The organism is Acinetobacter sp. YH12021 (assembly GCF_013420145.1).
Taxonomy (GTDB): Bacteria; Pseudomonadota; Gammaproteobacteria; order Pseudomonadales; family Moraxellaceae; genus Acinetobacter; species Acinetobacter towneri.
Genome location: NZ_VOYT01000001.1, coordinates 500,024 through 521,142, shown reverse-complemented (window position 1 = coordinate 521,142; position 21,119 = coordinate 500,024). Strand labels below are relative to the sequence as shown.

General features: G+C 40.8%; 19 protein-coding genes, 1 other RNA gene and 1 pseudogene. 10 read left to right on the top strand and 11 right to left on the bottom strand.

Annotated elements, in window-relative coordinates:
* Positions 1-200: pseudogene (locus FTT91_RS02395) on the top strand (IS5/IS1182 family transposase); the annotation flags it as partial.
* A 29-nt stretch (positions 201-229) separates the two neighbouring features.
* Here FTT91_RS02395 and FTT91_RS02390 read toward each other — a convergent pair.
* The 3 genes from FTT91_RS02390 to ssrA form a co-directional block, all read right to left on the bottom strand.
* Entirely contained in the window at positions 230-838 is a 609-nt protein-coding gene (locus tag FTT91_RS02390; protein WP_180168896.1) for a hypothetical protein, read from the bottom strand.
* Complete coding sequence (locus FTT91_RS02385; RefSeq protein ID WP_180168911.1) at positions 838-2,073, bottom strand: tyrosine-type recombinase/integrase; 1,236 nt, start codon at positions 2,071-2,073, stop codon at positions 838-840. The genes FTT91_RS02390 and FTT91_RS02385 overlap by 1 nt, the downstream gene beginning before the upstream one ends.
* Before the next feature lie 176 nt (positions 2,074-2,249).
* Positions 2,250-2,609, bottom strand: a transfer-messenger RNA (tmRNA) gene (gene ssrA, locus FTT91_RS02380).
* 130 nt (positions 2,610-2,739) lie between these two features.
* On the opposite strand from ssrA, the gene glpK reads away from it, so the two are divergent.
* Positions 2,740-4,224: a glycerol kinase GlpK gene (gene glpK / locus FTT91_RS02375; RefSeq protein WP_180168895.1), complete on the top strand. Its 1,485-nt coding sequence runs from the start codon at positions 2,740-2,742 to the stop codon at positions 4,222-4,224.
* A gap of 119 nt (positions 4,225-4,343) precedes the next feature.
* Here glpK and FTT91_RS02370 read toward each other — a convergent pair whose 3' ends face one another.
* Positions 4,344-5,702, bottom strand: coding sequence for an NAD(P)-binding domain-containing protein (locus FTT91_RS02370; RefSeq protein WP_104852384.1), 1,359 nt, complete (start codon positions 5,700-5,702; stop codon positions 4,344-4,346).
* Positions 5,703-6,366: 664 nt separating this feature from the next.
* Positions 6,367-6,573, bottom strand: coding sequence for a hypothetical protein (locus tag FTT91_RS02365; protein ID WP_180168894.1), 207 nt, complete (start codon positions 6,571-6,573; stop codon positions 6,367-6,369).
* Positions 6,574-6,968: 395 nt separating this feature from the next.
* On the opposite strand from FTT91_RS02365, the gene sbmA reads away from it, so the two are divergent.
* Positions 6,969-8,165, top strand: a complete 1,197-nt coding sequence (gene sbmA, locus FTT91_RS02360; RefSeq protein ID WP_180168893.1) for a peptide antibiotic transporter SbmA — start codon at positions 6,969-6,971, stop codon at positions 8,163-8,165.
* Positions 8,166-8,444: 279 nt separating this feature from the next.
* On the top strand, positions 8,445-9,410 hold the full coding sequence (locus FTT91_RS02355) for a hypothetical protein (protein WP_136144245.1): 966 nt from the start codon (positions 8,445-8,447) through the stop codon (positions 9,408-9,410).
* Positions 9,411-9,444: 34 nt separating this feature from the next.
* Here the strand turns inward: FTT91_RS02355 and FTT91_RS02350 are convergent, their stop codons facing one another.
* The 5 genes from FTT91_RS02350 to gatC all read right to left on the bottom strand — a co-directional run bounded on the left by FTT91_RS02350 (position 9,445) and on the right by gatC (position 14,550).
* A complete protein-coding gene (locus FTT91_RS02350) occupies positions 9,445-10,245 on the bottom strand; it encodes an NYN domain-containing protein (protein ID WP_019838361.1) in 801 nt (266 codons plus the stop codon).
* A 129-nt stretch (positions 10,246-10,374) separates the two neighbouring features.
* Positions 10,375-11,157: a hypothetical protein gene (locus FTT91_RS02345; protein WP_019838362.1), complete on the bottom strand. Its 783-nt coding sequence runs from the start codon at positions 11,155-11,157 to the stop codon at positions 10,375-10,377.
* Positions 11,158-11,229: 72 nt separating this feature from the next.
* The gene (gene gatB / locus FTT91_RS02340) at positions 11,230-12,705 is read right to left on the bottom strand and encodes an Asp-tRNA(Asn)/Glu-tRNA(Gln) amidotransferase subunit GatB (protein WP_180160923.1); all 1,476 of its coding nucleotides are present in this window, start codon (positions 12,703-12,705) and stop codon (positions 11,230-11,232) included.
* On the bottom strand, positions 12,705-14,183 hold the full coding sequence (gatA, locus tag FTT91_RS02335; RefSeq protein ID WP_180060373.1) for an Asp-tRNA(Asn)/Glu-tRNA(Gln) amidotransferase subunit GatA: 1,479 nt from the start codon (positions 14,181-14,183) through the stop codon (positions 12,705-12,707). Before gatA ends, gatB begins: the two co-directional genes overlap by 1 nt.
* Positions 14,184-14,235: 52 nt before the next feature.
* A complete protein-coding gene (gene gatC, locus FTT91_RS02330) occupies positions 14,236-14,550 on the bottom strand; it encodes an Asp-tRNA(Asn)/Glu-tRNA(Gln) amidotransferase subunit GatC (protein WP_004975405.1) in 315 nt (104 codons plus the stop codon).
* Between the two features lie 137 nt (positions 14,551-14,687).
* Here gatC and FTT91_RS02325 point away from each other — a divergent pair, with 137 nt between their 5' ends.
* The 6 genes from FTT91_RS02325 to FTT91_RS02300 all read left to right on the top strand — a co-directional run bounded on the left by FTT91_RS02325 (position 14,688) and on the right by FTT91_RS02300 (position 19,449).
* Positions 14,688-15,734: a rod shape-determining protein gene (locus tag FTT91_RS02325; RefSeq protein ID WP_004975408.1), complete on the top strand. Its 1,047-nt coding sequence runs from the start codon at positions 14,688-14,690 to the stop codon at positions 15,732-15,734.
* 16 nt (positions 15,735-15,750) lie between these two features.
* The gene (mreC, locus tag FTT91_RS02320; protein ID WP_019838366.1) at positions 15,751-16,608 is read left to right on the top strand and encodes a rod shape-determining protein MreC; all 858 of its coding nucleotides are present in this window, start codon (positions 15,751-15,753) and stop codon (positions 16,606-16,608) included.
* Positions 16,595-17,101, top strand: coding sequence for a rod shape-determining protein MreD (gene mreD, locus FTT91_RS02315; RefSeq protein WP_154320436.1), 507 nt, complete (start codon positions 16,595-16,597; stop codon positions 17,099-17,101). The genes mreC and mreD overlap by 14 nt, the downstream gene beginning before the upstream one ends.
* A complete protein-coding gene (locus FTT91_RS02310) occupies positions 17,089-17,655 on the top strand; it encodes a Maf-like protein (RefSeq protein WP_180168892.1) in 567 nt (188 codons plus the stop codon). Before mreD ends, FTT91_RS02310 begins: the two co-directional genes overlap by 13 nt.
* A gap of 39 nt (positions 17,656-17,694) precedes the next feature.
* The gene (rng, locus tag FTT91_RS02305; RefSeq protein WP_180168891.1) at positions 17,695-19,149 is read left to right on the top strand and encodes a ribonuclease G; all 1,455 of its coding nucleotides are present in this window, start codon (positions 17,695-17,697) and stop codon (positions 19,147-19,149) included.
* A gap of 129 nt (positions 19,150-19,278) precedes the next feature.
* Positions 19,279-19,449 (top strand): PA1571 family protein, encoded by a 171-nt coding sequence (locus FTT91_RS02300; protein WP_004975418.1) that lies wholly within the window; start codon positions 19,279-19,281, stop codon positions 19,447-19,449.
* Positions 19,450-19,633: 184 nt separating this feature from the next.
* Here FTT91_RS02300 and FTT91_RS02295 read toward each other — a convergent pair whose 3' ends face one another.
* Positions 19,634-21,013, bottom strand: coding sequence for a wax ester/triacylglycerol synthase family O-acyltransferase (locus FTT91_RS02295; RefSeq protein ID WP_179996035.1), 1,380 nt, complete (start codon positions 21,011-21,013; stop codon positions 19,634-19,636).
* Positions 21,014-21,119: the final 106 nt, after the last annotated feature.

The window sequence follows — 21,119 nt, the reverse complement described above, 5'->3', positions numbered from 1 at the left end:
TAGGCAGGACATTATGGAAAAAATGGTCAGGCTATCATCGCCGCAGTTTGGTGGAAACCAAGATGCATTGCATCAAATTATTAGGCGATAAATTAATGGCAAGAAGCTTTCCTAGTCAGGTGAATGAGATCCATGCACGTGTAGCAGTCCTTAACAGATTTACGGAATTAGGTCGCCCACTTACCCAAGTTACGCCTTAAATTTGGATCAATTAGGGGCGCTTTGCATTTCAAATCTTTGTGCAACAAAGCCGTTCCTTTATAATATCTTGCCTTTGCTGTTTTTTATCACGACCTGCATTTTTTGGAGTTGATGTTTTATATGATCTCAAATTCCTAATTTGATCTTCATCTAAAGAGAAGTGATGTTTCTTAAAATATTGACCTAAACCTAAGCTTTCATTTATTTCACAAACATCAATCAATGTATCAGGTGTATTTTCATAAAATTCTTTGATAACCGTAGACATTGAACTTTCAGCTTTTCTGCTCAAAAAAGCACGTTCAATATTTTTAGAATCTGCTTTATATACCGAAGTAATTTTTATCTTTAAATTTTCATTTTCAAAGATACTAAGTAACTCGGAAGCTTTTAAATCATCAATTTTAACTACAAATATATCGTCACAGCTTTTTTCTAAATTATAGACAAACCATTCATCATCACATTCATAACCGTAATAACCAACAGACACTATATCAATCTCTTGAGTTTCTTCTATAGATATACATAAGTCCAAATAACCATTCCATATATAATGCAACAATGTAATTTCATTACAATTTTGACCAGTTACCTCTTTAAGGACTTTAATTGCTTCATTTACACCTAAGAACATTACGAAGAACTCACCTTTTTAAACTGAATGACTTTCATATCCGCCAACTCTTCAAGATAGTCGGCATACCATTGCATCAAACGTGCACGATCTTCCAAATATTGGGCTTTGTTATATACACCCGCCACACCATCTTTGACGTGCGCTAAAGCAGACTCAATGTGTCTTTCATCAAAGCCACGGTTGTTTAAAAGCGTACTAGCGATATGTCGGAATCCATGAGGGGTCTGACGCCCCTCATATCCAAGACGGCGTAATGCCATAATGAAAACTGTATCCGACTTTGGCTTATTCTTATCTGATCGACTCGGGAAAAGAAAATCTGACTCAGAATGAATACTCTTAAGCTCTTTAAGCAATTGAATCGCCTGTTTCGGCAAAGGTATCGTATGCTCACGGCGCTTTTTCATTCGGAAGTCTGGGATAGTCCAAAGCGCATTTTCTAAATCAAACTCTTCCCATTTGGCTTCTCGTAATTCACTTGGTCTACAAAACAACATAGCTAAAAGTTGTAAACCAATACGGCTATCTAGCGTAGGATAATTATTAATAGCTCGAAGAAGTGCAGGCAATTCATTTTCCGACACATGAGCCATATTTTCTTTTTTACCTTGAATAAGGTATTTCTGCATTCCTTCTAAAGGATTGTAATCAATGCGCCCTGTAACCTTTGCATAGTCATAAATGTCACGACACATTGCACACATACGCTTAACTTGCTCATAAATCTTTTGTTCAAGTTGAATGCGCTTTAGATACTCCATCCACTCAATCGGGCGGATAGAAACAAATAAGCGTTTCCCGAACATTGGGAAGATATGCTTTTCTAATGCACCTTTATTACGTGTCATGGTATCGGCTACCCATTGATTCTGCTTGGTATCAAGCCACTCACGAGCTAAAGCTTCAAAAGTAGCATTATTGGTTTCAAGCTCTTTTATCTTTCGCTCTTGCTTGCTAACAATAGGATTTTCGCCGTTGCCGATGTCATTCAATAATTCTTGAGCTTTCTTTCGAGCAAGCTTGCCTTTAATCGCAGGATAACCACCTAAGCCAACCCAAGACCATTTCCCATCAGGCTTTTTATATCTTAATTGCCAAGACTTGTTTCCATTCTTCTGTACAAAGAAATACAGCCCATTGCCATCTAACTCCCGATAATCCTTATCTTCAGGTTTCAGATTTTCCAAGACGGTATCTGACAAAGGACGCTTTTTAATATCTGAACGCTTCATCATGTATCACAGTGGTTTCAATTATTTTTCAATGATACACAATGTGATACATGATACAAGTTCATATATTCAGTTAAGTTCAGTTGTGTTTAGGCATTAAAAAAGGCTTAAACCCTTAAGATTTAAGCCTTTCCGCTTTATATAACATCATATTCAGTCATATTAAGCTAGGTATTTGGTGGAGGTGGCGGGAGTTGAACCCGCGTCCGCCAACACTACACTCGAGAATACTACATGCTTAGATATCGTCTATTGTTTTAACACTCTAAGACCCGACGAACAGGGTTTAAAGTGCGATCCTCTAAGTTTGGTATAAAGTCCCGAGGCTCAACTCTATACGGACTTGTGTGCGTGCGCTTCAGTCGGGTTCACTGACCACAAGTATTCAGTGAAGCGGACAAGCGGCCCTTAGGCAGCTAGAGCGTAAGATTCGTCGTTTGCGACTATTTTAATGCAAATTTGATTTACGAGAGAAAATGCGCTCTCGGCATGCATCTATGAGCTTCATCATCAGCGTCGAAGCCAATAACACCCCCATATCACAGCGCAATCATAGCATAGCTGGCAAAAATTACGATGTATTTTCTGCACAATTACACATTTCGATGCGCTTAGTTACATAATTGCGCTAATATTTTATTTTTCAAGTCAAACACAATAAAAAATATGAGTTATTTACTGGCACTCGATCAAGGCACAACTTCTAGTCGCGCCATCATCTTCAATGAACACGGACAAGTTCAGGCAACGGCACAACGAGAAACCCACATTCAGACCCCATATTCAGGTTGGGTGGAGCAAGATGCTCAAGAAATCTGGTCAAATCAAATTGCTGTGGTGCAACAGGCTCTGGCGACTGCAGGTATTTTGGCTAAAGACATTCACGCGATTGGCGTGACCAATCAACGTGAAACGACTGTAGTGTGGGATAAACGCACAGGCAAACCACTGGCACCTGCCATAATTTGGCAAGATCGTCGTGCGGCTGATTGGTGTCATCAGTTGATTCAAAATAACCAGATGCAATTGATTCAGAAAAAAACAGGTCTGCGTATCGATCCGTATTTTAGTGCAGGCAAACTGGTGTGGTTGCTTGAGCATGTCGATGGGTTAAAAGCATTGGCACAACAGGGGCACGTGGCTTTTGGCACCATCGACAGTTGGTTAATTTGGAATTTGACCCAAGGCGCAGAGCATGTCATTGAAGCGAGTAATGCTTCAAGAACGATGTTGATGAACTTACATCATCAAACTTGGGATGAAGACTTACTGGAACTGTTTCAAATTCCAGCATCAGTTTTACCTAAAATTATTGCATCAGACAGTTATGTTGCAGACACCGCAACTGGCTTATTGGGTGATAATATTCCAATCACAGGTATTTTGGGTGATCAGCAAGCAGCTTTATTTGGACAATCTTGTTTTGAGGTAGGTACAGCAAAAAATACCTACGGCACAGGCTGTTTTATGTTGTTTAATACAGGCAATCAGGTGCAATTTAGCCAAAATAAGTTACTCACTACTTTGGCGTGGCAATGTCAAAATCAAACCCATTTTGCCCTTGAAGGCAGTGTTTTTATGGCAGGTGCTGTAGTGCAATGGCTGCGCGATGGTTTGGGTATTATCCAAAAAAGCAGCGATGTGGAACAACTTGCCAATAGTGTAACTTCTAGCGATGGTGTAGTGCTAGTTCCTGCATTTACAGGGCTTGGTGCGCCACATTGGGACAGTGAAGCGCGAGCGCTTTTATGTGGAATGTCACGTGGCACCAACAAGGCACATATTGCCCGTGCTGCCTTGGAATCCATTGCATTTCAGGTGTCGGATGTACTCACTGCGATGCAATCCGATTTAGATCATCCACTGAAAGAGCTTCGAGTCGATGGTGGTGCTAGTCAAAATGATATGTTGATGCAATTCCAAGCCGATATTTTAAATGTGCCTGTGTTACGTCCTAAAATGTTGGAATCAACCGCTTGGGGAGCAGCAGCTATGGCAGGTTTAAAGGCGGGTGTATTTTCTGACTTATCTGAAATTTCAGCATCTTGGCAGTTAGATCGGGTATTTGAACCCCAAATGAATGAAGCAGAGCGTGCAGAACATTTAGCGCGTTGGCAACAAGCCTTAAAACGTGCTAAGTCAGACTTATAATCAGCGCTATTTCTAAAATAACGCTAAGTTGAAATAAATCTTTAAACCACAAGCCTCATCAGCAAAACTTTTGAGGCTTGTAGCTGTTTTTTCGTTACTTTGATCTTTTAGATTACGCCTTACATTGCCTCACGTTGAGCTTCATCTTCTAGATAACTTTCCAAAGAATCATCTAGTGCATAAAGCCATGGTGTGTGATGCGGTTTAGCCATTTTTCCTGTCATCACTGAGCGATAAACTTTATCTCTAAAGCCCATAATATTTTCTTTTTTATGCTTTTTCCATTGCATGAAAATATCGTGTACTGCATCAATATTGAAAGATGGATAGTCGGTCTGCGCAATCAGGCGTTTGATGTAATCCCCTTGAAAACGTGCAGATTGTTCATCGCTCATTAAGCGTTGTTCTTTTTCATGCAAGGTTTGGGTATGGCTTTGCATTTCGTCTATGCTTGGCAACGCAATTTTGCCCAAAATCACATCACGGACAAACCATGCCTGCGCATCGAACATATTGAAGGTGTACCATTGATCTTGCATGCCTAAATAGAACAAACGAGGATTCTTTTCCCAAACCACACCTTGATATAAACCTAGTGGATAAAGGCAGTTATGCGTTCTGAGGCGCAAGCCATCTTCAATAAACGGGAAGTGGTGTAAATAGCCCGTACATAAAATAATGGCATCAATTTTGGCCGATGTTCCATCACCAAAATAAGCAGTATTTTCATCTACACGCAGTAATTGTGGTTTTTCAGACCAGTTTTTGGGCCACTTAAAGCCCATGGCTTTACTGCGATAGCAACTGTAAATTTGTTTGGCGCCGTATTTATAACATTGCGAACCAATGTCTTCGGCAGAGTAGCTGCTGCCCACCAACAGCACTGATTTACCTTTAAATTCCAGTGCATCACGGAAATCATGCGCGTGTAAAATACGACCATGGAATTGATCAAAGCCTTCATAAACAGGGACACGCGGGGTAGAAAAGTGCCCAGAGGCCACCACAACATAATCAAACTGTTCTGAATAATGACGTTGCTGTGCGTAATCTTCGACATCAACCGTAAATTTTTGCGTCGCATCATCATAATGAATATGCTGAACGGCGGTATTAAAGCGGACTAAGTCTTTCACCTGTGCTTTTTCTGCACGACCTTGAATATAATCCCACAACACTGCGCGTGGCGGATAAGACGCGATTGGTTTTTTGAAGTGTTCATCAAAAGTATAATCGGCAAATTCTAGCGCTTCTTTAGGGCCATTTGACCATAAATAACGGTACATACTGCCGTGGACAGGTTCGCCATGTTCATCTATACCTGTGCGCCAAGTATAGTTCCAGAGTCCACCCCAATCATTTTGTTTTTCGAAACATACAATTTCAGGAACTTGTAGACCTTTGGCCTTTGCTGACTGAAACGCTCTTAATTGGGCCATGCCGCTTGGGCCAGCGCCAATAATTGCAATTCGATCCATTGCTATCTCCATTAGTTTTTGAGTTCTTAATTACTTCTCCAATTTTGAGTGACACAATTCAGGATTTTAAATATCCGCATTATAAAAATAAGCAAATACAATCCTAAATTTAGAGATCAAGTAGATCTTGTCAAAATAGGATGTGAATTAAAAAAATAGAAAAAATAAAACACACTAAAGACAGTAAAAATTGCTTAAGCAACTCATCTTTATAAAAAAATGTGTTTTACAAGAAGCATGATCTTATCATAATTTTTGATTAATTTTGGTTTTGCTTAGTTGTAAAAGTGAATTTAAAGTCATTGCTGTTGTTGTTTTGGTTTGATCAATTGGTATATTTTATTGATTTTTATAGAGAAAATAAGATGAAAATTTAAAGCTAATTTTTATCTCATTTTGCCCAATATAAAGGTGATTTTGATGAGATTGTTGCAAAATCTACAATGATATACAGAGGATTGAAAACTGAATCTTAGGCAACATTTTCAGAGAGCCATACCCGAAGTGGGCTTCTGAAAAATTAAAAGGATGCTGTGATTGATAGGTGTAATGAAAGTTTAGTTTTTATAAGCCATGAAAGCAGTAGCGTATTTATCAAGCTTTATCTAATGATTGAATGTGCTTTGCGTACATTCAATCATTAAAGTTTGTGGCGACTCAGTAATTAAAGTTTACGCCACACCTTATTTTCATCTTCTAAAGAGACAGTAAAGTTAAATTCGTTGTCTACGGTAACCAAGTAGGAGTTAGGATTAACCAATAAAACTTTTAAAATTGTACCTTGCTCGAATTCAATTGGTGCGCAGTTTTCTTTACGTAGAACAATAGGTTCAAGTAGCTCAATAGCAATGTTTTCTGTTGGAGATTCCATACCGCACCCTAAATGAGTTATTTTTAATCAACTGTATTATATAGTAAATTGATGAATAATCTACACAAAATCGTAAATTTGTGTCGGGTTTAAATATTTTGTACTTGAATTGTTGGTCAAAAAATCGCAATAAATTTGCCCAATACTTCATAATTTGACATTTTAAAAATATAAGAAATTGAAATTTGATGTAATTTCTTAGATGAATGGCAAATGAACAGCGCAGTAAAATATAGCCGATTGATGAAATTTACAGTTTTCAGTATAAAAATAAAATTATTGCTGAAAAAACAGCGTATAAAGTATAAAAGTTAAAGTATCCATTCACGCTTTTTTAAGTGGTGAAGGCACTGGGTTTTACATTCCAATTTAAAAAATAAAGGCTTTTTGTCTGCATGTTTAAGTCATTTTTTCCAAATCCAAAGTGGTTTTTTATTTCATTGCTTGTTTGGTTCGCGATCAATCTGGCTTTATGGTACTCGGGCGGTAGCGCATGGGGTAGTTGGATTGGCTTCCCGCAAGGCTATGCCGAAGCAACATTACCCATCGATGTCAGCCGTTTTTGGTCACCTGCATTTTTATGGTTTTATCTGTGGTTTTTTGTGGCAACGACGCTGTTTGCCATTTTCTGGAAACTTAAAGCAAATCACCCATGGCAGCGCTGGTCGGTATGGGGATCGGCATTCATCCTGTTTAATATTTGGTTTGGGGTACAAGTCAATGTTGTGGTGAATGCCTGGTACAACCCATTTTATGACCTGATTCAAAAAATGCTCAGTAGTGGCGGTGGAGATGTCAATGAACTCTATGCAGGTGTGCTGACCTTTTTATACATCGCCATGGTGGCAGTGACCTTAATGGTTTTGAATTTATTTTTTGTTAGTCACTATGTTTTTCGTTGGCGTACGGCAATGAATAATTATTACACCGCACATTGGGAAAAACTCAGACATATTGAAGGGGCTTCACAGCGTATTCAAGAAGATACCATGCGCTTTGCAAAAACCATGGAAACTTTAGGGGTAAATTTAGTCGAAGCCCTAATGATTCTGTTGGCATTTTTACCTGTACTGTTTAGTTTGTCTGTTCATGTCAAAGCCCTGCCAATAGTGGGGGAAATTCCGTATGCCTTAGTTTGGGCTGCAGTGGGTTGGGCAGTATTTGGTACAGTGGTGTTAATTGTGGTGGGTGCGAAGTTACCAGGTCTGGAATTCAATAACCAAAAAGTTGAGGCGGCTTATCGTAAAGAATTGGTTTATGGTGAAGATCACGCTGAACGTGCCGATCCGCTGAGTTTAAAAGAACTGTTTAGCAAAGTGCGTTTGAACTATTTCCGTTTATATTTCCACTATGCCTATTTTAACTTGGTACGCATTTGGTACATGCAATTGGACAATATTTACGGTTTATTTGTGTTGTTCCCAAGTATTGCCGCAGGGGCTATTACATTGGGTTTGATGATGCAAATTGCAAACGTATTTGGCAAAGTCCGTGAATCTTTTCAGTATCTGATTGCATCTTGGCCAACCATTATTGAGCTCTTGTCTATTCATAAGCGTTTAAAAGCATTTGAATCGACCTTGGATCAATAGTTTTGATGGCGACATTCATAAGTGTTGTGGATGTCGCGTTCGCATGTTTAGAGTGGTGACTGCCAAATATAAATTGATCTGAACAGTTGTATAAAAATAATACTGGTGCTAGTGTTCAAAATCATAAAAAACTGTGATGAATTGGATTGTTTTATAAAAATATCAAACTTGATTCAAATAAAATTATGATTAATTAACTATAAAATCAAGGTGTTGTATTTGTTATTTTGCCCCAATTCATATATTTTCATTGATATAAAAACAATTGAGAATTGAGACGTGACCTGCAAAAAATTACTCTTGATTGGGGGAATTGGCAGCCTATTATTTGGTTGTGCAACAGTTGATCAATTTAGCCCAAATTCGGTGAAGCATTTTGCATCTGCACAAGAACTGATTGTTCAAAAAAACTTAAATCAGCCCAGTGGTGCTGCTAAAGAATATGTCTATTATTGGGGGCCACAGCGCAAAGATCAGCCTGCTGAATCTATGATTCCACGTAAATATATGGGCAGCTATTGTCAGTCACAAAATGGACGCTTAACGCTTGCCTATAAAAGCTCAATGAGTTTAGTTAAAAATGCATGGTCTAAAAAATTACTCAATACTTATCGAGATGTAAAACAGGGGATTGGGGCATACCGTTGTGTAGGTAATCAGGGCGAAAGTTGGATTGTATCGATTGAGCCAGTGGCGGAGCGACAGTTGGAACAGCGTGGTGAAGCGCGAGTGGTGAGTTTGGTTACTAAAATAATGTCTGAAGATGAAGCGCGACGCTTTTACCGCGCGGCTTCTGCACCTACAAAGGCCGTACCTAAAGCAGCTCCAAGTAATCCAAAAACAACTAATGCAACCAAAGTTGCTGAAGCGAAGGAAAAACCTGAAGAGAAAAAAGAGCCAGTGACTGCACCAGTAAAAACAGCCCCACCACGTGTGGTCGAAACACCACAACAGCAACAGACACGTTTATATGTGGCGGCACGTCGTGATTTAAACAGTGGGCGTAATCAAATTAATGCCTGTAATAATGCGCAACGTGCTTATAACTATGGCAAGTTACAGGGCGCAGAGGGTACGCGTATTTATACAGAATCTGGCATGTTGGTGGCACGTTGTTTAACCAGTGTGTCGAGTTATCGCAGTCGTTTTCCAAACGCAGAAGTGCAAGCCAAGCGCATTTTGCAGAATTTAGCCAAAAATTATAATCATGCAGGGGCTAAGAATATGTTAAGAGGCATGAAGTGAGGGTAACTCTCACTTGCAAAGCCAACTTTTAATTTTAAATTTTTAATTTTATGTAAATTTGTTTATGTCCACTATCAAAAATACGTTCGTCATAGTCAAAAATATTTGTATGACTTTTAATCAAATCAACAACTTTTTTAAAGCCATAGTTTCTGGGATCAAAGTCATTTTGTAAAAGTTTCCATTGCGATGTGAATGAAGAAGCAGGAATCCATTCAGTATCATGATTGTCAAAAATTTGTTTAATAATATGTAGTGGTAGTTTCTGCGCTGAAGTGGTGTTGTTTAAGACTTCAGTTTTACTAGAGGGTTGAGGATGCTGTTCTTTCTTCGTTTCAATCAAAGGGAGTTCTTTAATTTGAGGTTCTTCATATCCACTTAGGTTCTCGACATAGGTGAAGTGAGAACAAGCATTTCGGAAGGCTTCGGGCGTTTGTTTCTTGCCAAATCCATAAACGGTGGCCCCTTGCTCTTTAATGCGTATTGCTAAGGCTGTAAAGTCACTGTCACTTGATACAAGGCAGAAGCCATCAAAACGGTCTGTATAAAGTAAATCCATTGCATCAATAATCATAAAACCATCGGTTGCATTTTTACCTGTTGTATAAGCAAATTGCTGCATAGGTTTAATCGCTAAATTATTAATAGCTTGCTTCCAACTACCATTTTGACTGACAAAGTTACCATAAATACGTTTTACCGTTGCCTCACCGTATTGAGTGATCTCATTTAAAATATTTTCAATATCTTTTGCAGAAGCATTATCTGCATCAATTAATACTGCTAATTTTGCTGTTTTTTCTTCTGAAACATTAAAGATCGTTTTTAAAACCATTATTTTCTCTAAAAATAAAACCCTACACAAGGTAGGGTCTTTATCTCATAAAAACAAAGAATTAGTCAATTAATCAACCAATCATATTCTTCATCAATTTATTCACCTGTGTAGGGGAATCCGACAAACTTAATCTTTGGCTTTCCATGAGTACTTTATAGGGTTACTAGCCCCTTTTTTTCTGAACTTTTCAGGAATTCTTTTGCCTAAATACTTGGTCTGAAATTCTGGAGGTGCATTTTTCCCAGTGAACCCATATCTTTTTGAGCGTGTTTCGTGATTATAGACATCCTCACCCAACAGCATAAAGTTCGGGAAGTTTTCTTGTGTGGCTTCTAACCATTGTTCAGCCACAAATACGCCTTTGATCACACCTTGTACCGTGGCTAAAATTATTTTTGCTTTATTGGCTTCTGAAGGAGTAAGTTTCCATGCAAATCTAACTGCATCATATACGCCACGTTCTAAAGCAGTTCTATTAATTGAAATCAATAGAGCATCATCTGTAATTTCTACGGTTTCAGTTTGATATGCTGTAACAATTTCATGAATATTAGCTACTCCATATTCATTACTACCTTTGCCATTCATAATATTTGTTAGACCTGAATAAGCATCAATTAATGAAGCCTCAACAACTTCAGCCATATTTTTGCTTTCTAAAGCATGGCGATGAATAATATGGATAACATCTAAACCCGATAATTGAATATCTCTGATCTGTTTCATTTTTAAACTAAGAAGATCTTCTTCTGCATCTTTATCAGTTAGTAGCCCATTTACATGATCAAATATACGATTGTTAAGTCCACGACCGATGTAAAAGGTCGAACCATCTCTTGGATCGACTAATCGATAAACATACCATTTAAGATTTTCACAGACTTCTGGACTGAATTTTTCTATTTTCATTTTATTAACCGTAAAAAAACCCTACATAATGTAGGGTTTTTATCTCATAAAAACAACGAATTAGTCAATTAATCAACCAATCAATTTCTTCATCAACTCATTTACTTGTGCAGGGTTGGCTTTGCCTTTCGCAGCTTTCATTACCTGACCAACAAGACCGTTAAAGGCTTTCTCTTTACCAGATTTATACTCTTCAACCATCTTCTCGTTCGCAGCAAGTACGTCTTTAATAATTGCTTCAATTGCGCCTGTATCTGTTTCCTGCTTTAAGCCTTTTTCAGCAATGATTTCGTCCGCAGATTTGCCTTCTTCCCACATAAAGCCGAATACTTGCTTCGCGATCTTACCGTTAATTGTGTTGTCCACAATACGCGCGATCATACCGCCAAGTTTTTCCGCAGATACAGGAGAATCAGCCAAATCTAAGCCTGCTTTGTTCAAAGCACCTGAGAATTCACCCATTACCCAGTTTGCTGCAATTTTACCGTGTGCCGCACCACCTGCTGCAGCAACCACAGCTTCGTAAAATTCAGACATTTCACGAGTAAGCGTTAAAACGTGAGCATCGTATTCAGTCACAGCAAAGTCTGCTACAAAACGTGCACGACGTGCCGCAGGCAATTCAGGCATAGTGGCTTTAATTGCTTCAATTTGCGCATCTGGAATAACCACAGGCAACAAATCTGGATCAGGGAAGTAGCGGTAATCGTTCGCTTCTTCCTTCGAACGCATTGAACGCGTTTCCATCTTCACAGGGTCAAACAAACGTGTTTCCTGATCAATGGTGCCATCCCATTCCAAGATTTCCATTTGACGTTCAATTTCAACATTGATTGCCTGTTCAATGAAACGGAATGAGTTCAAGTTTTTAAGCTCACAACGTGTACCGAAGGGTTGACCCGGACGACGTAGCGACACGTTACAGTCCGCACGGAATGAACCTTCTGCCATGTTGCCGTCAGAAATGCCTAACCAACGTACCAAAGTGTGAATCGCTTTAATATAAGCAACCGCTTCTTCAACCGAACGCATATCGGGTTCAGATACAATTTCAAGCAAAGGCGTACCTGCACGGTTGAGGTCAATACCTGACATGCCTTCAAATTGATCATGAATCGACTTACCCGCATCTTCTTCAAGGTGTGCACGGGTTACGCCAATGCGTTTGGTCGTGCCATCTTCAAGTTGGATGTCGATATGACCCAAGCCTACAATCGGGTTATCCATCTGGCTAATTTGGTAGCCTTTAGGCGAGTCTGGGTAGAAGTAGTTTTTGCGCGCAAACACAGACGCTTGGTCGATGTAGGCATCAATACCTAAACCAAAACGGATTGCCAAATCCACCACTTCTTTATTCAACACAGGCAAGACGCCCGGCATAGCTAAATCAACAAGGCTGGCTTGCGTATTTGGGTCTTGACCAAATTCGGTTGATGAACCTGAGAAGATTTTAGAATTGGTTGCAAGTTGCGTGTGAATTTCAATCCCAATTACGACTTCCCAGCCATCAATCAGGTTTGATTTCGCTTTCTTTTGATTGCTCGCCATTATGCATTCTCCTCAGCAATTGCCGCGCGTTTGCTATGCCAGTCTGTCGCTTGTTGGTATTGATGTACCACAGATAGCAGTTGTGATTCAGACCAGTAGTTGCCAATCAGTTGTAAACCAACAGGCAAGTTGTCTTGGTCAAAACCAACAGGCGCACTAATTGCTGGTAAGCCTGCCAAGTTCACCGCAATGGTGTAAATATCGCCCAAATACATTTCAACAGGGTCTAAAGATGCGCCAATTTTATATGCAGTGGTTGGTGCAGTCGGTGCAGCAATTACATCTACCTGTTCAAAGGCTTTTAAGAAGTCTTGCTGAATTAAACGACGCACCTTTTGCGCTTTCACGTAATAGGCATCGTAATAACCTGCAGAAAGGGCATAAGTACCAATCAAGATACGACGTTGCACTTCTGCACCAAAACCTTCAGAACGCGAGCGTTTGTAGAGGTCTAAAATATCTTGAGGATTTTCTGCACGGTAGCCATAACGCACACCATCGTAACGAGAAAGGTTAGATGATGCTTCTGCAGGGGCAATCAGATAGTAAGTTGGCACGTAGCTTTCAGTCATGTTGAGGTCAATCTCAACCAATACTGCGCCCAATTCTTCTAATTTTTTTAGTGATTCTTCAACACGTGCTTTCACCGCAGCATCTAAACCAGCCACATTGAAGTATTGTTTCGGAATACCAATGCGTAAGCCTTTGAGCGTTGTTGCATTCAGGTTCGCCACATAATCTTCAACCGCTTTATCCATAGAGGTTGAGTCTTTGGCGTCATGACCTGCCATTACATTCATTAAATATGCGCAGTCTTCTGCAGAGCGTGCCATTGGGCCTGCCTGATCTAAAGATGATGCATAAGCGATGATGCCGTAACGTGAAACACGTCCGTAAGTTGGTTTGAGACCAGTCAAACCACAGAAAGACGCAGGCTGACGGATTGAACCACCTGTATCTGTACCTGTAGCAAATGGTGCAAGGTCAGCCGCCACGACAGCAGCAGAACCACCTGACGAACCACCCGGTACATGGTCAAGTGCCCATGGGTTTTTGGTCGCGCCATAGAACGAACTTTCAGAGGTTGAACCCATTGCGAATTCGTCCATGTTCACTTTACCCAAAGTGACCAAACCTGCATTTTTACCTTGTGCCACCACAGTTGCGTCATAAGGCGAGATAAAATTGTCCAGCATTTTTGAACCCGCAGAGGTTTTAATGCCTTGGGTACAAAAAATATCTTTATGTGCAACAGGAATACCTGTCAGTGCTGTCGCTTGACCCGCCTGACGTAATGCATCGGCTGCATCCGCCTGTGCCAGTGCTACTTCATTGGTCACGGTGACATAAGAGCGCACTTGCGGATCAATTTTGGCAATACGTTTTAAATAATGTTCTGTTAGTTCGCGAGAGGAGAATTTGGCTGCCGCTAAACCCTCAGAGATTTCACGAATCGATAAGCGATGTAAATCTGTCATGAGAAAAATTCTTTTACCTTTTTATGAAGTCAAAATGTAACAGCCGAATAAATTATTCAATCACACGTGGAACAAGGTACAAGCCATCCTGAACTGCAGGGGCAACAGCTTGATATTGCTCACGATGATTCTGTTCGGTTACGACGTCTTCACGTAATGGTTGAGGGTGGTCAAATGGGCTTTTTAAAGGCTCAACGTCATCGGTATTTATGCCTTTTAAGCTTTCCATCATGCCTAAAATTTTATTTAGACTTTGAGCATACTCAGCAGATTGCGTATCATTGAGTTTAAGACGAGCAAGATGGGCAATTGCTGAAACTGTTTGTGCATTTAAATCTGCAGAATGCTGAGCATCCGAGGTAGACATAACATCACCTAAAATCAGTATTAATAAAAAATTTCAAAATATCGTGCGTTATAATAAGCGATTGACTTGTTCAACGCACCACATTTAGTTAAAGTTGCCAACTTGCGTCCACATAAAGTTTAATCGAGAACGACTCCGTGATTCTAAAACGACTAATTGGCTTGTTTTCGCCAGACCTAGCCATTGATTTAGGTACAGCAAATACACTTATTTATGCGCCAGGACGAGGCATTATATTAAATGAACCGACAGTTGTGGCAATTCGTCACAGCGGTTCACAGAAAATTGTTGCCGCAGTCGGTCTTGATGCCAAACAAATGTTGGGTCGTACCCCTGCAAACATTTCTGCAATTCGCCCAATGAAAGATGGTGTTATCGCTGATTTTGAAGTGACTGAAACCATGCTGAACCAATTTATTGGCAAAGTGCATGAAAAACGTTTATTCCCACCTGCACCGCGTGTAGTGGTGTGTGTACCATGCAAATCTACTTTGGTAGAGCGCCGTGCCATTCGTGAAGCCGTGTTTAATGCGGGCGCACGTGATGTACGTTTAATTGAAGAGCCAATGGCAGCAGCAATTGGTGCAGGTATGCCTGTCGAGCAAGCTTGTGGCTCAATGGTGGTAGATGTTGGTGGTGGCACGACAGAAATCGCGATTATTTCATTACAAGGTTGTGTTTATTCAGATTCATTGCGTATTGGTGGCGATGTGTTTGATGAGCAAATCATTAACTACGTGCGCAAGGCACATGGTTGTGTGATTGGTGAAACCACAGCAGAAACTATTAAGAAAGAAGTTGGCATGGCATTGCCAGATGAAGGTGCTAAACCACTGGAAATTGAAGTACGTGGTCGTAACTTGGCAGAAGGTGTGCCACGTGCCATTACTGTAACTTCTGATGAAATTACCCAAGCTATTTCTGATCCGTTACAAAGCATTGTATCGGCAGTAAAATCTGCACTGGAACAAACTCCACCAGAACTTTCTTCCGATATTGCAGAGCGTGGAATTGTGCTCACCGGTGGAGGTGCGTTATTGCGTAACCTAGACAAGCTTTTGGCACAAGAAACAGGCTTGCCTGTGGTAGTTGCAGAAGAACCATTAACTTGCGTTACCCGCGGTGGCGGCAAGGTCTTGGAATTCTTTGATAATCCAAACCACGATATGTTATTTGTTGGCTAATACATAGGATTCGGCGGTGCAAACAAATCTGTTTTCCAGACAACCGCCATCTTTTCGCTCTTTTATAATTGCGGTCATTACTTGCTTGGTCATCCTGTTTTTTAACTGGCGTGTACCGCATGTAATTCAACCTGCACGTGATGTTTTGTATGCGGCATATAATCCAATTTATGCCCTTGCAAGCTATCCTGTATTGTCGCGAGAATGGCTAAGTCAACAAAGTAAGTCTGAGGCTCAATTGCGTCGTGAAAATACCGCGATGCAGGCAGAGCTATTACAGGCTCAAGTCCGTTTGCAAAAATTGTCTGAACTCTCTGCAGAAAATACTCGCCTGCGCGGTCTACTCGATACGCCTTTAATTATTGATGGACGCATGGAAATTGCCGAAGTGATTGGTACCGATGCCGATCCTTTGCGCCACATTATTGTGATTAACCGTGGTTCACAAAATCAGCTCAAAGTCGGGCAAACCGTTTTGGATGATAAAGGCATTATGGGGCAGATCATTGCGGTGTATCCACACAGTAGCCGTGTCATGTTGCTTTCTGACAAAGAACACTCGCTTTCAGTGCGTTTGGAACATACAGGCATGCGCGCAATTGTGTCAGGTACTGGCGATTTGGGACGTTTAAAAATGGAATATGTGCCAACCAGTGCCAATATTCAAGTTGGAGAAAAGGTCTATAGCTCTGGCTTGGGCGAGCATTTTCCCGCAGGATATTTGGTTGGAAGCATTACCAAAATCAGCCGACATAATTCTGGTGAGTTTGCACAAATTGATGTGATGCCTGCAGCACAATTGGCGGGTGGTCATCATGTAGTGGTGCTTTTCTCAGAATCTTTAGCGAAGGAGCAGCCAAATGCCAATCGCTAAAATTGGACAAACCCGACTTGGACAAAACAAGAATAAAGATCCACTATTTCCGATTATTTTTTCTGTAATTGCTGCATCTGTACTCATGGTGTATCCGCTGTCTTATACAGGCTCGGGTTGGCGACCATTGTTTATGTTGATGGTGACCTTGTTTTGGGTGCTTGGGCAACCAACTTGGTGTGGTATTTGGTTTGCCTTTGGTACAGGCTTGTTTGCAGACTTGCTCCTCGATGCACCTTTGGGCATGAATGCCTTGAGTTTTGTGGTGATTACTTTTGTGGCACGTTTCCTGACTCGTGAACGCCGTATTATGACGTTTGCAAATTTATGGGTCATTAGTGTAATCGCAATTTTGGCACACCTCGCCCTGATTTGGGTGATGCAAGTCATGGGTGGGATTCAGTTCCCATTTGCCCGTCATTGGCAACCTTTGCTGAGTAGTATTTTGCTCTGGCCTGTGCTGTATTATTTCTTGCGAAAATGGCGCATTTAATTCTTGCCTCAAGTTCACCGCGCCGTCGGGAACTCCTGCAACAGCTTGGGCTGGAATTTGAAATTTACAGTCCTGACATTGATGAATCTGTTTTGGCGGGCGAAGATGTTGCCGCGTATGTTGAGCGGTTGGCATGTGCCAAAGCCGATGCGGTTTTACGGCTATTTCCTGATGCTATTGTGATTGCTGCCGATACCAGTCTAGGCGTAGATGGGCAGATTTTGGGCAAGCCAGAATCCAAAGCACATGCCTTTGCCATTTGGTCACAACTTTCTGGTCGAAAACATGATGTTTTTTCAGGGGTTTGTGTGCGTACAAAACAGAAAAAATCCAGTATAGTGGTACGTACACAGGTTGAATTTCAATCGCTTAGCCTAGATGATATGGAAAGCTACTGGGCAACAGGTGAGCCGATTGGAAAAGCGGGTGCTTATGCGATTCAGGGCATCGCAGCACGTTATATTCCGCGTATTGAGGGCAGTTATAGCAATGTTGTCGGCCTGCCACTCTATGAAACCGTACAGTTATTACAGACAGTTAAGGCACTAAATTAACTGCTGCACAAAAATTTTTATAATGTTTTGAGTTTTATTATGTCTGACGAGTTGTTGATTAACGTCACACCGATGGAGTGTCGGGTGGCGTTAATTCAAAACGGCACGGTCAATGAACTATTCGTTGAGCGTACAGCCAAGCGTGGTTTGGTGGGCAATATTTATAAAGGCAAAGTGGTGCGCGTGCTGCCAGGCATGCAAGCCGCTTTTGTCGATATTGGTTTATCGCGTACTGCTTTTTTGCATATCAATGACATGATTTGGCCGCGCAGCCAACCTACACCGAATGTCTTTGAATTATTGCAGCCTGGGCAAATTCTAACCGTGCAAGTGATGAAAGATATGCTCGGTACTAAAGGCGCACGATTAAGCACTGATCTTTCTATTCCTTCACGTTATTTGGTTTTAATGCCCTATGGCAGTCATATTGGCGTATCACAACGTATTGAATCGAGTGAAGAACGTGAGCGCCTACGCGGCATCATCGAAACCATTCAGGCCGAGCATAAATTGCCAGGTTCAGTGATTGTACGCACAGCTGCCGAAGGCGTCGATGAAACGGCTTTAGTGCAAGATATGTGTTACTTAGCAAAATTGTGGGAATACATTCAGCGTAAACAAAAAAGCATTGCTGTGCCTTCTTTGATTTTTGAAGAGTTGCCGTTACCGCAACGCGTAATTCGTGATTTGGCGAATGATAACACCGCCAAAATTTATGTCGATTCTCGTGAAATTCACGCCAAATTAAAAGAATTTGTGGATGAGTTTGTGCCCAATATGCACAATCGCCTGATTCATTACCCAGGCGAGCGCCCACTGTTCGATTTATACAATGTCGAAGAAGATATTCAAAAAGCGTTGCAAACCCGTGTGGCATTAAAGTCGGGTGGTTATCTGATGATTGATCAGACCGAAGCCATGACCACCATTGATGTGAATACGGGTTCTTATGTCGGTGGTCGGACTTTAGAAGACACTGTTTTTAAAACCAATATGGAAGCGACACAGGTCATTGCCCGCCAGTTACGTTTGCGTAATTTGGGTGGCATCATCATTATCGACTTCATTGATATGCAAGAAGTACAGCATCGTGATGAAGTCTTGAGTCAGTTTGAGCGTATGCTTGAACGAGATCATGCCAAGACCAAAATTACCCAAGTGTCTGAACTGGGCTTGGTCGAGATGACCCGTAAACGTACCCGTGAATCTTTAGAGCATTTACTTTGTGAAGCCTGCCCAACTTGTCAGGGGCGGGGATATGTTAAAACAGCAGAGACAGTGTGTTACGAAATTTTTCGAGAAATTTTGAGATATGCACGTGCATTTGAATCACAACGTGGCTTTACTGTCGTTGCGCATCCATCAGTGATTGACCGTTTGTTAACTGCAGAAGCGCCAGCAGTGGCAGATTTAGAGCACTTTATTAGCCGTGTAATTAAATTTCAGGTGGAAAATTTATATACGCAAGAGCAATACGATATCATTCTGAGTTGAAATTGTAACAGGATATCGCTAAACAGTTGTTACATCTGAAATTTTACTTTTTTGAGCGAATTCTCAATACTAAGGATACAGCGTAGCCAAAGCCGAACATCTCCCTCGGTTTAGCAAATGAGGTATGTCATGGGTATGAGTAAAGTTGTGATTCAAAAGAGTTTAAAAGTATTAGATCGTAAAGTGACACATAACGGTTATATTGTGGATGAGCAAGGTAAAGAAACTCAAATTACCACCGCAATGGTTAGCGCGGTTTGTCAGCAATTATTAAAACAGTGTCGTACTATTCAAAAATAAGGGGCAGCAATTGCCCCTTAATTGATTGTAAAATCTATCCTTAACTCATTTTATGCGTCGTATAACATATTGATGTTATATGAAATACAGGGTAAAAACCCACTCAAATCCATTCCGAATATTGGGAAAGCCCTTCAGGTTGAAGGTGAAGGTTGAGTGAGTTTTAGCAAGCCTTATTCAAAGATCAATCCACGATTTTATTGACCCCTTCAGGCGCATCAATAATCTGTTCAAAGCGCTGAATTTCATCTTCTAAGTGTTGCAATAAGTTTTGCATTTTCGGTAAGGCATGACGACAAGCAGTTAAACCAACTTCTAATTTGTCTAAATAGCTGGTCATGGTAATGTTTAAAGCTTGTCCATCTAACACGATTGAAGCAGGGTATAGTGCATCTAGCTTTGCACCATTCCAATACAAAGGTTCACGTGGGCCAGGTACATTGGAAATAACCAAGTTAAAGGCCTGACGCTTTGGCATAATGCCTGACAAAATATTTAAACCAGCAGCGCCGTAAACAAAAGCACTATAGTTCATAATTTGATTGGCATTCATGCGCTTAAAACGCTGCTTGGCATTTTGTACACTGCGGCGCACAATTTTTAAACGCTCAAGCGGATCTTCTTTGTGCGTACCTAAGTTGGCTAAAATCATGGTGATGCGGTTAGATACTTCAGAATCGTCATCACGAATAGAGGCAGGCACCATCGCAATTAAAGGTTTTTTCGGTAAAGCATATTGGCTGAGTAAGTACTCACGCAATGCGCCTGAGCAAATTGCCAGTACCACATCATTAATGGTTACGCCCAAAGCTTTAGCAATGCGATGCAAACGTGCAAACTCAAAAGATTGCGCGGCAAAACGACGTGAGGCGCTCACACGTTGGTTTAAGATGGTACTTGGTGCTTGGAAGCTAGAAACATAATCGGGGTTACGTCCCATATCTTTAGTAACAGTTTGTGATACTTCATAAACTGCGCGAGGGGTTGCTTCAACATGACCTTTAACCCCACCAAAAATTTTCTTTAAACGGCTGACTTTCGGTTCTTTCAGGCGTTTAGCACGCGGACCTTCCACACACCAAGGCGGTACAATTCTTTTTGCATTTTCGTCGTGCGAAAGGGATTTTTCCACCAAACGCATGCCTGCAATGCCATCTACCATGGCATGATGAATTTTAAAGAACATTGCAAAACGATTATCTTCAATGCCTTCAATAATATGGCAAGTCCATAAAGGTTTGGCACGATCAATCAGTGAACTGTGTTCTTGTGAAATATAAGTTAATAATTCACGAATACGGCCTGGTTTTGGCAAGGCAATATGACGGAAGTGATGATCGAGATCGAACTCTTCATCTTCATCCCAAAACAGACCATTGAGCTTATTGTTAAATGGTGCAATAGGCATCGACTTTGAATTGCGAATATCGGCAACCAAGTCTTGAATAAAAGTGGCTGGTGCATGTTCTGGAATTTGGAATAAGAATAATCCGCCCACATGCATGGGCTGTTGACGTTTTTCGAGTGATAGGAAAATAAAATCAATAGGGTGTAATGGACGCATATTGTGGATTGCCTCACTGCAATTTCTACGCTTGTTCTTTGCTGAACAAGGTTTTTAGAGTTATATAAGATTTAATTCAGTATATCTTTTTTATCAAACAAATATA

What these genes read in the sequence shown, in the direction of transcription:
- FTT91_RS02310 (WP_180168892.1), top strand. Translation starts at nt 17,089, where the DNA reads ATGGCGCATTTAATTCTTGCCTCAAGTTCACCGCGCCGTCGGGAACTC.
- sbmA (WP_180168893.1), top strand. Translation starts at nt 6,969, where the DNA reads ATGTTTAAGTCATTTTTTCCAAATCCAAAGTGGTTTTTTATTTCATTG.
- FTT91_RS02390 (WP_180168896.1), bottom strand. Translation starts at nt 838, where the DNA reads ATGTTCTTAGGTGTAAATGAAGCAATTAAAGTCCTTAAAGAGGTAACT.
- FTT91_RS02295 (WP_179996035.1), bottom strand. Translation starts at nt 21,013, where the DNA reads ATGCGTCCATTACACCCTATTGATTTTATTTTCCTATCACTCGAAAAA.
- mreD (WP_154320436.1), top strand. Translation starts at nt 16,595, where the DNA reads ATGCCAATCGCTAAAATTGGACAAACCCGACTTGGACAAAACAAGAAT.
- rng (WP_180168891.1), top strand. Translation starts at nt 17,695, where the DNA reads ATGTCTGACGAGTTGTTGATTAACGTCACACCGATGGAGTGTCGGGTG.
- FTT91_RS02365 (WP_180168894.1), bottom strand. Translation starts at nt 6,573, where the DNA reads ATGGAATCTCCAACAGAAAACATTGCTATTGAGCTACTTGAACCTATT.
- gatA (WP_180060373.1), bottom strand. Translation starts at nt 14,183, where the DNA reads ATGACAGATTTACATCGCTTATCGATTCGTGAAATCTCTGAGGGTTTA.
- FTT91_RS02345 (WP_019838362.1), bottom strand. Translation starts at nt 11,157, where the DNA reads ATGAAAATAGAAAAATTCAGTCCAGAAGTCTGTGAAAATCTTAAATGG.
- FTT91_RS02370 (WP_104852384.1), bottom strand. Translation starts at nt 5,702, where the DNA reads ATGGATCGAATTGCAATTATTGGCGCTGGCCCAAGCGGCATGGCCCAA.
- gatC (WP_004975405.1), bottom strand. Translation starts at nt 14,550, where the DNA reads ATGTCTACCTCGGATGCTCAGCATTCTGCAGATTTAAATGCACAAACA.
- FTT91_RS02350 (WP_019838361.1), bottom strand. Translation starts at nt 10,245, where the DNA reads ATGGTTTTAAAAACGATCTTTAATGTTTCAGAAGAAAAAACAGCAAAA.
- glpK (WP_180168895.1), top strand. Translation starts at nt 2,740, where the DNA reads ATGAGTTATTTACTGGCACTCGATCAAGGCACAACTTCTAGTCGCGCC.
- FTT91_RS02300 (WP_004975418.1), top strand. Translation starts at nt 19,279, where the DNA reads ATGGGTATGAGTAAAGTTGTGATTCAAAAGAGTTTAAAAGTATTAGAT.
- gatB (WP_180160923.1), bottom strand. Translation starts at nt 12,705, where the DNA reads ATGGCGAGCAATCAAAAGAAAGCGAAATCAAACCTGATTGATGGCTGG.
- FTT91_RS02385 (WP_180168911.1), bottom strand. Translation starts at nt 2,073, where the DNA reads ATGAAGCGTTCAGATATTAAAAAGCGTCCTTTGTCAGATACCGTCTTG.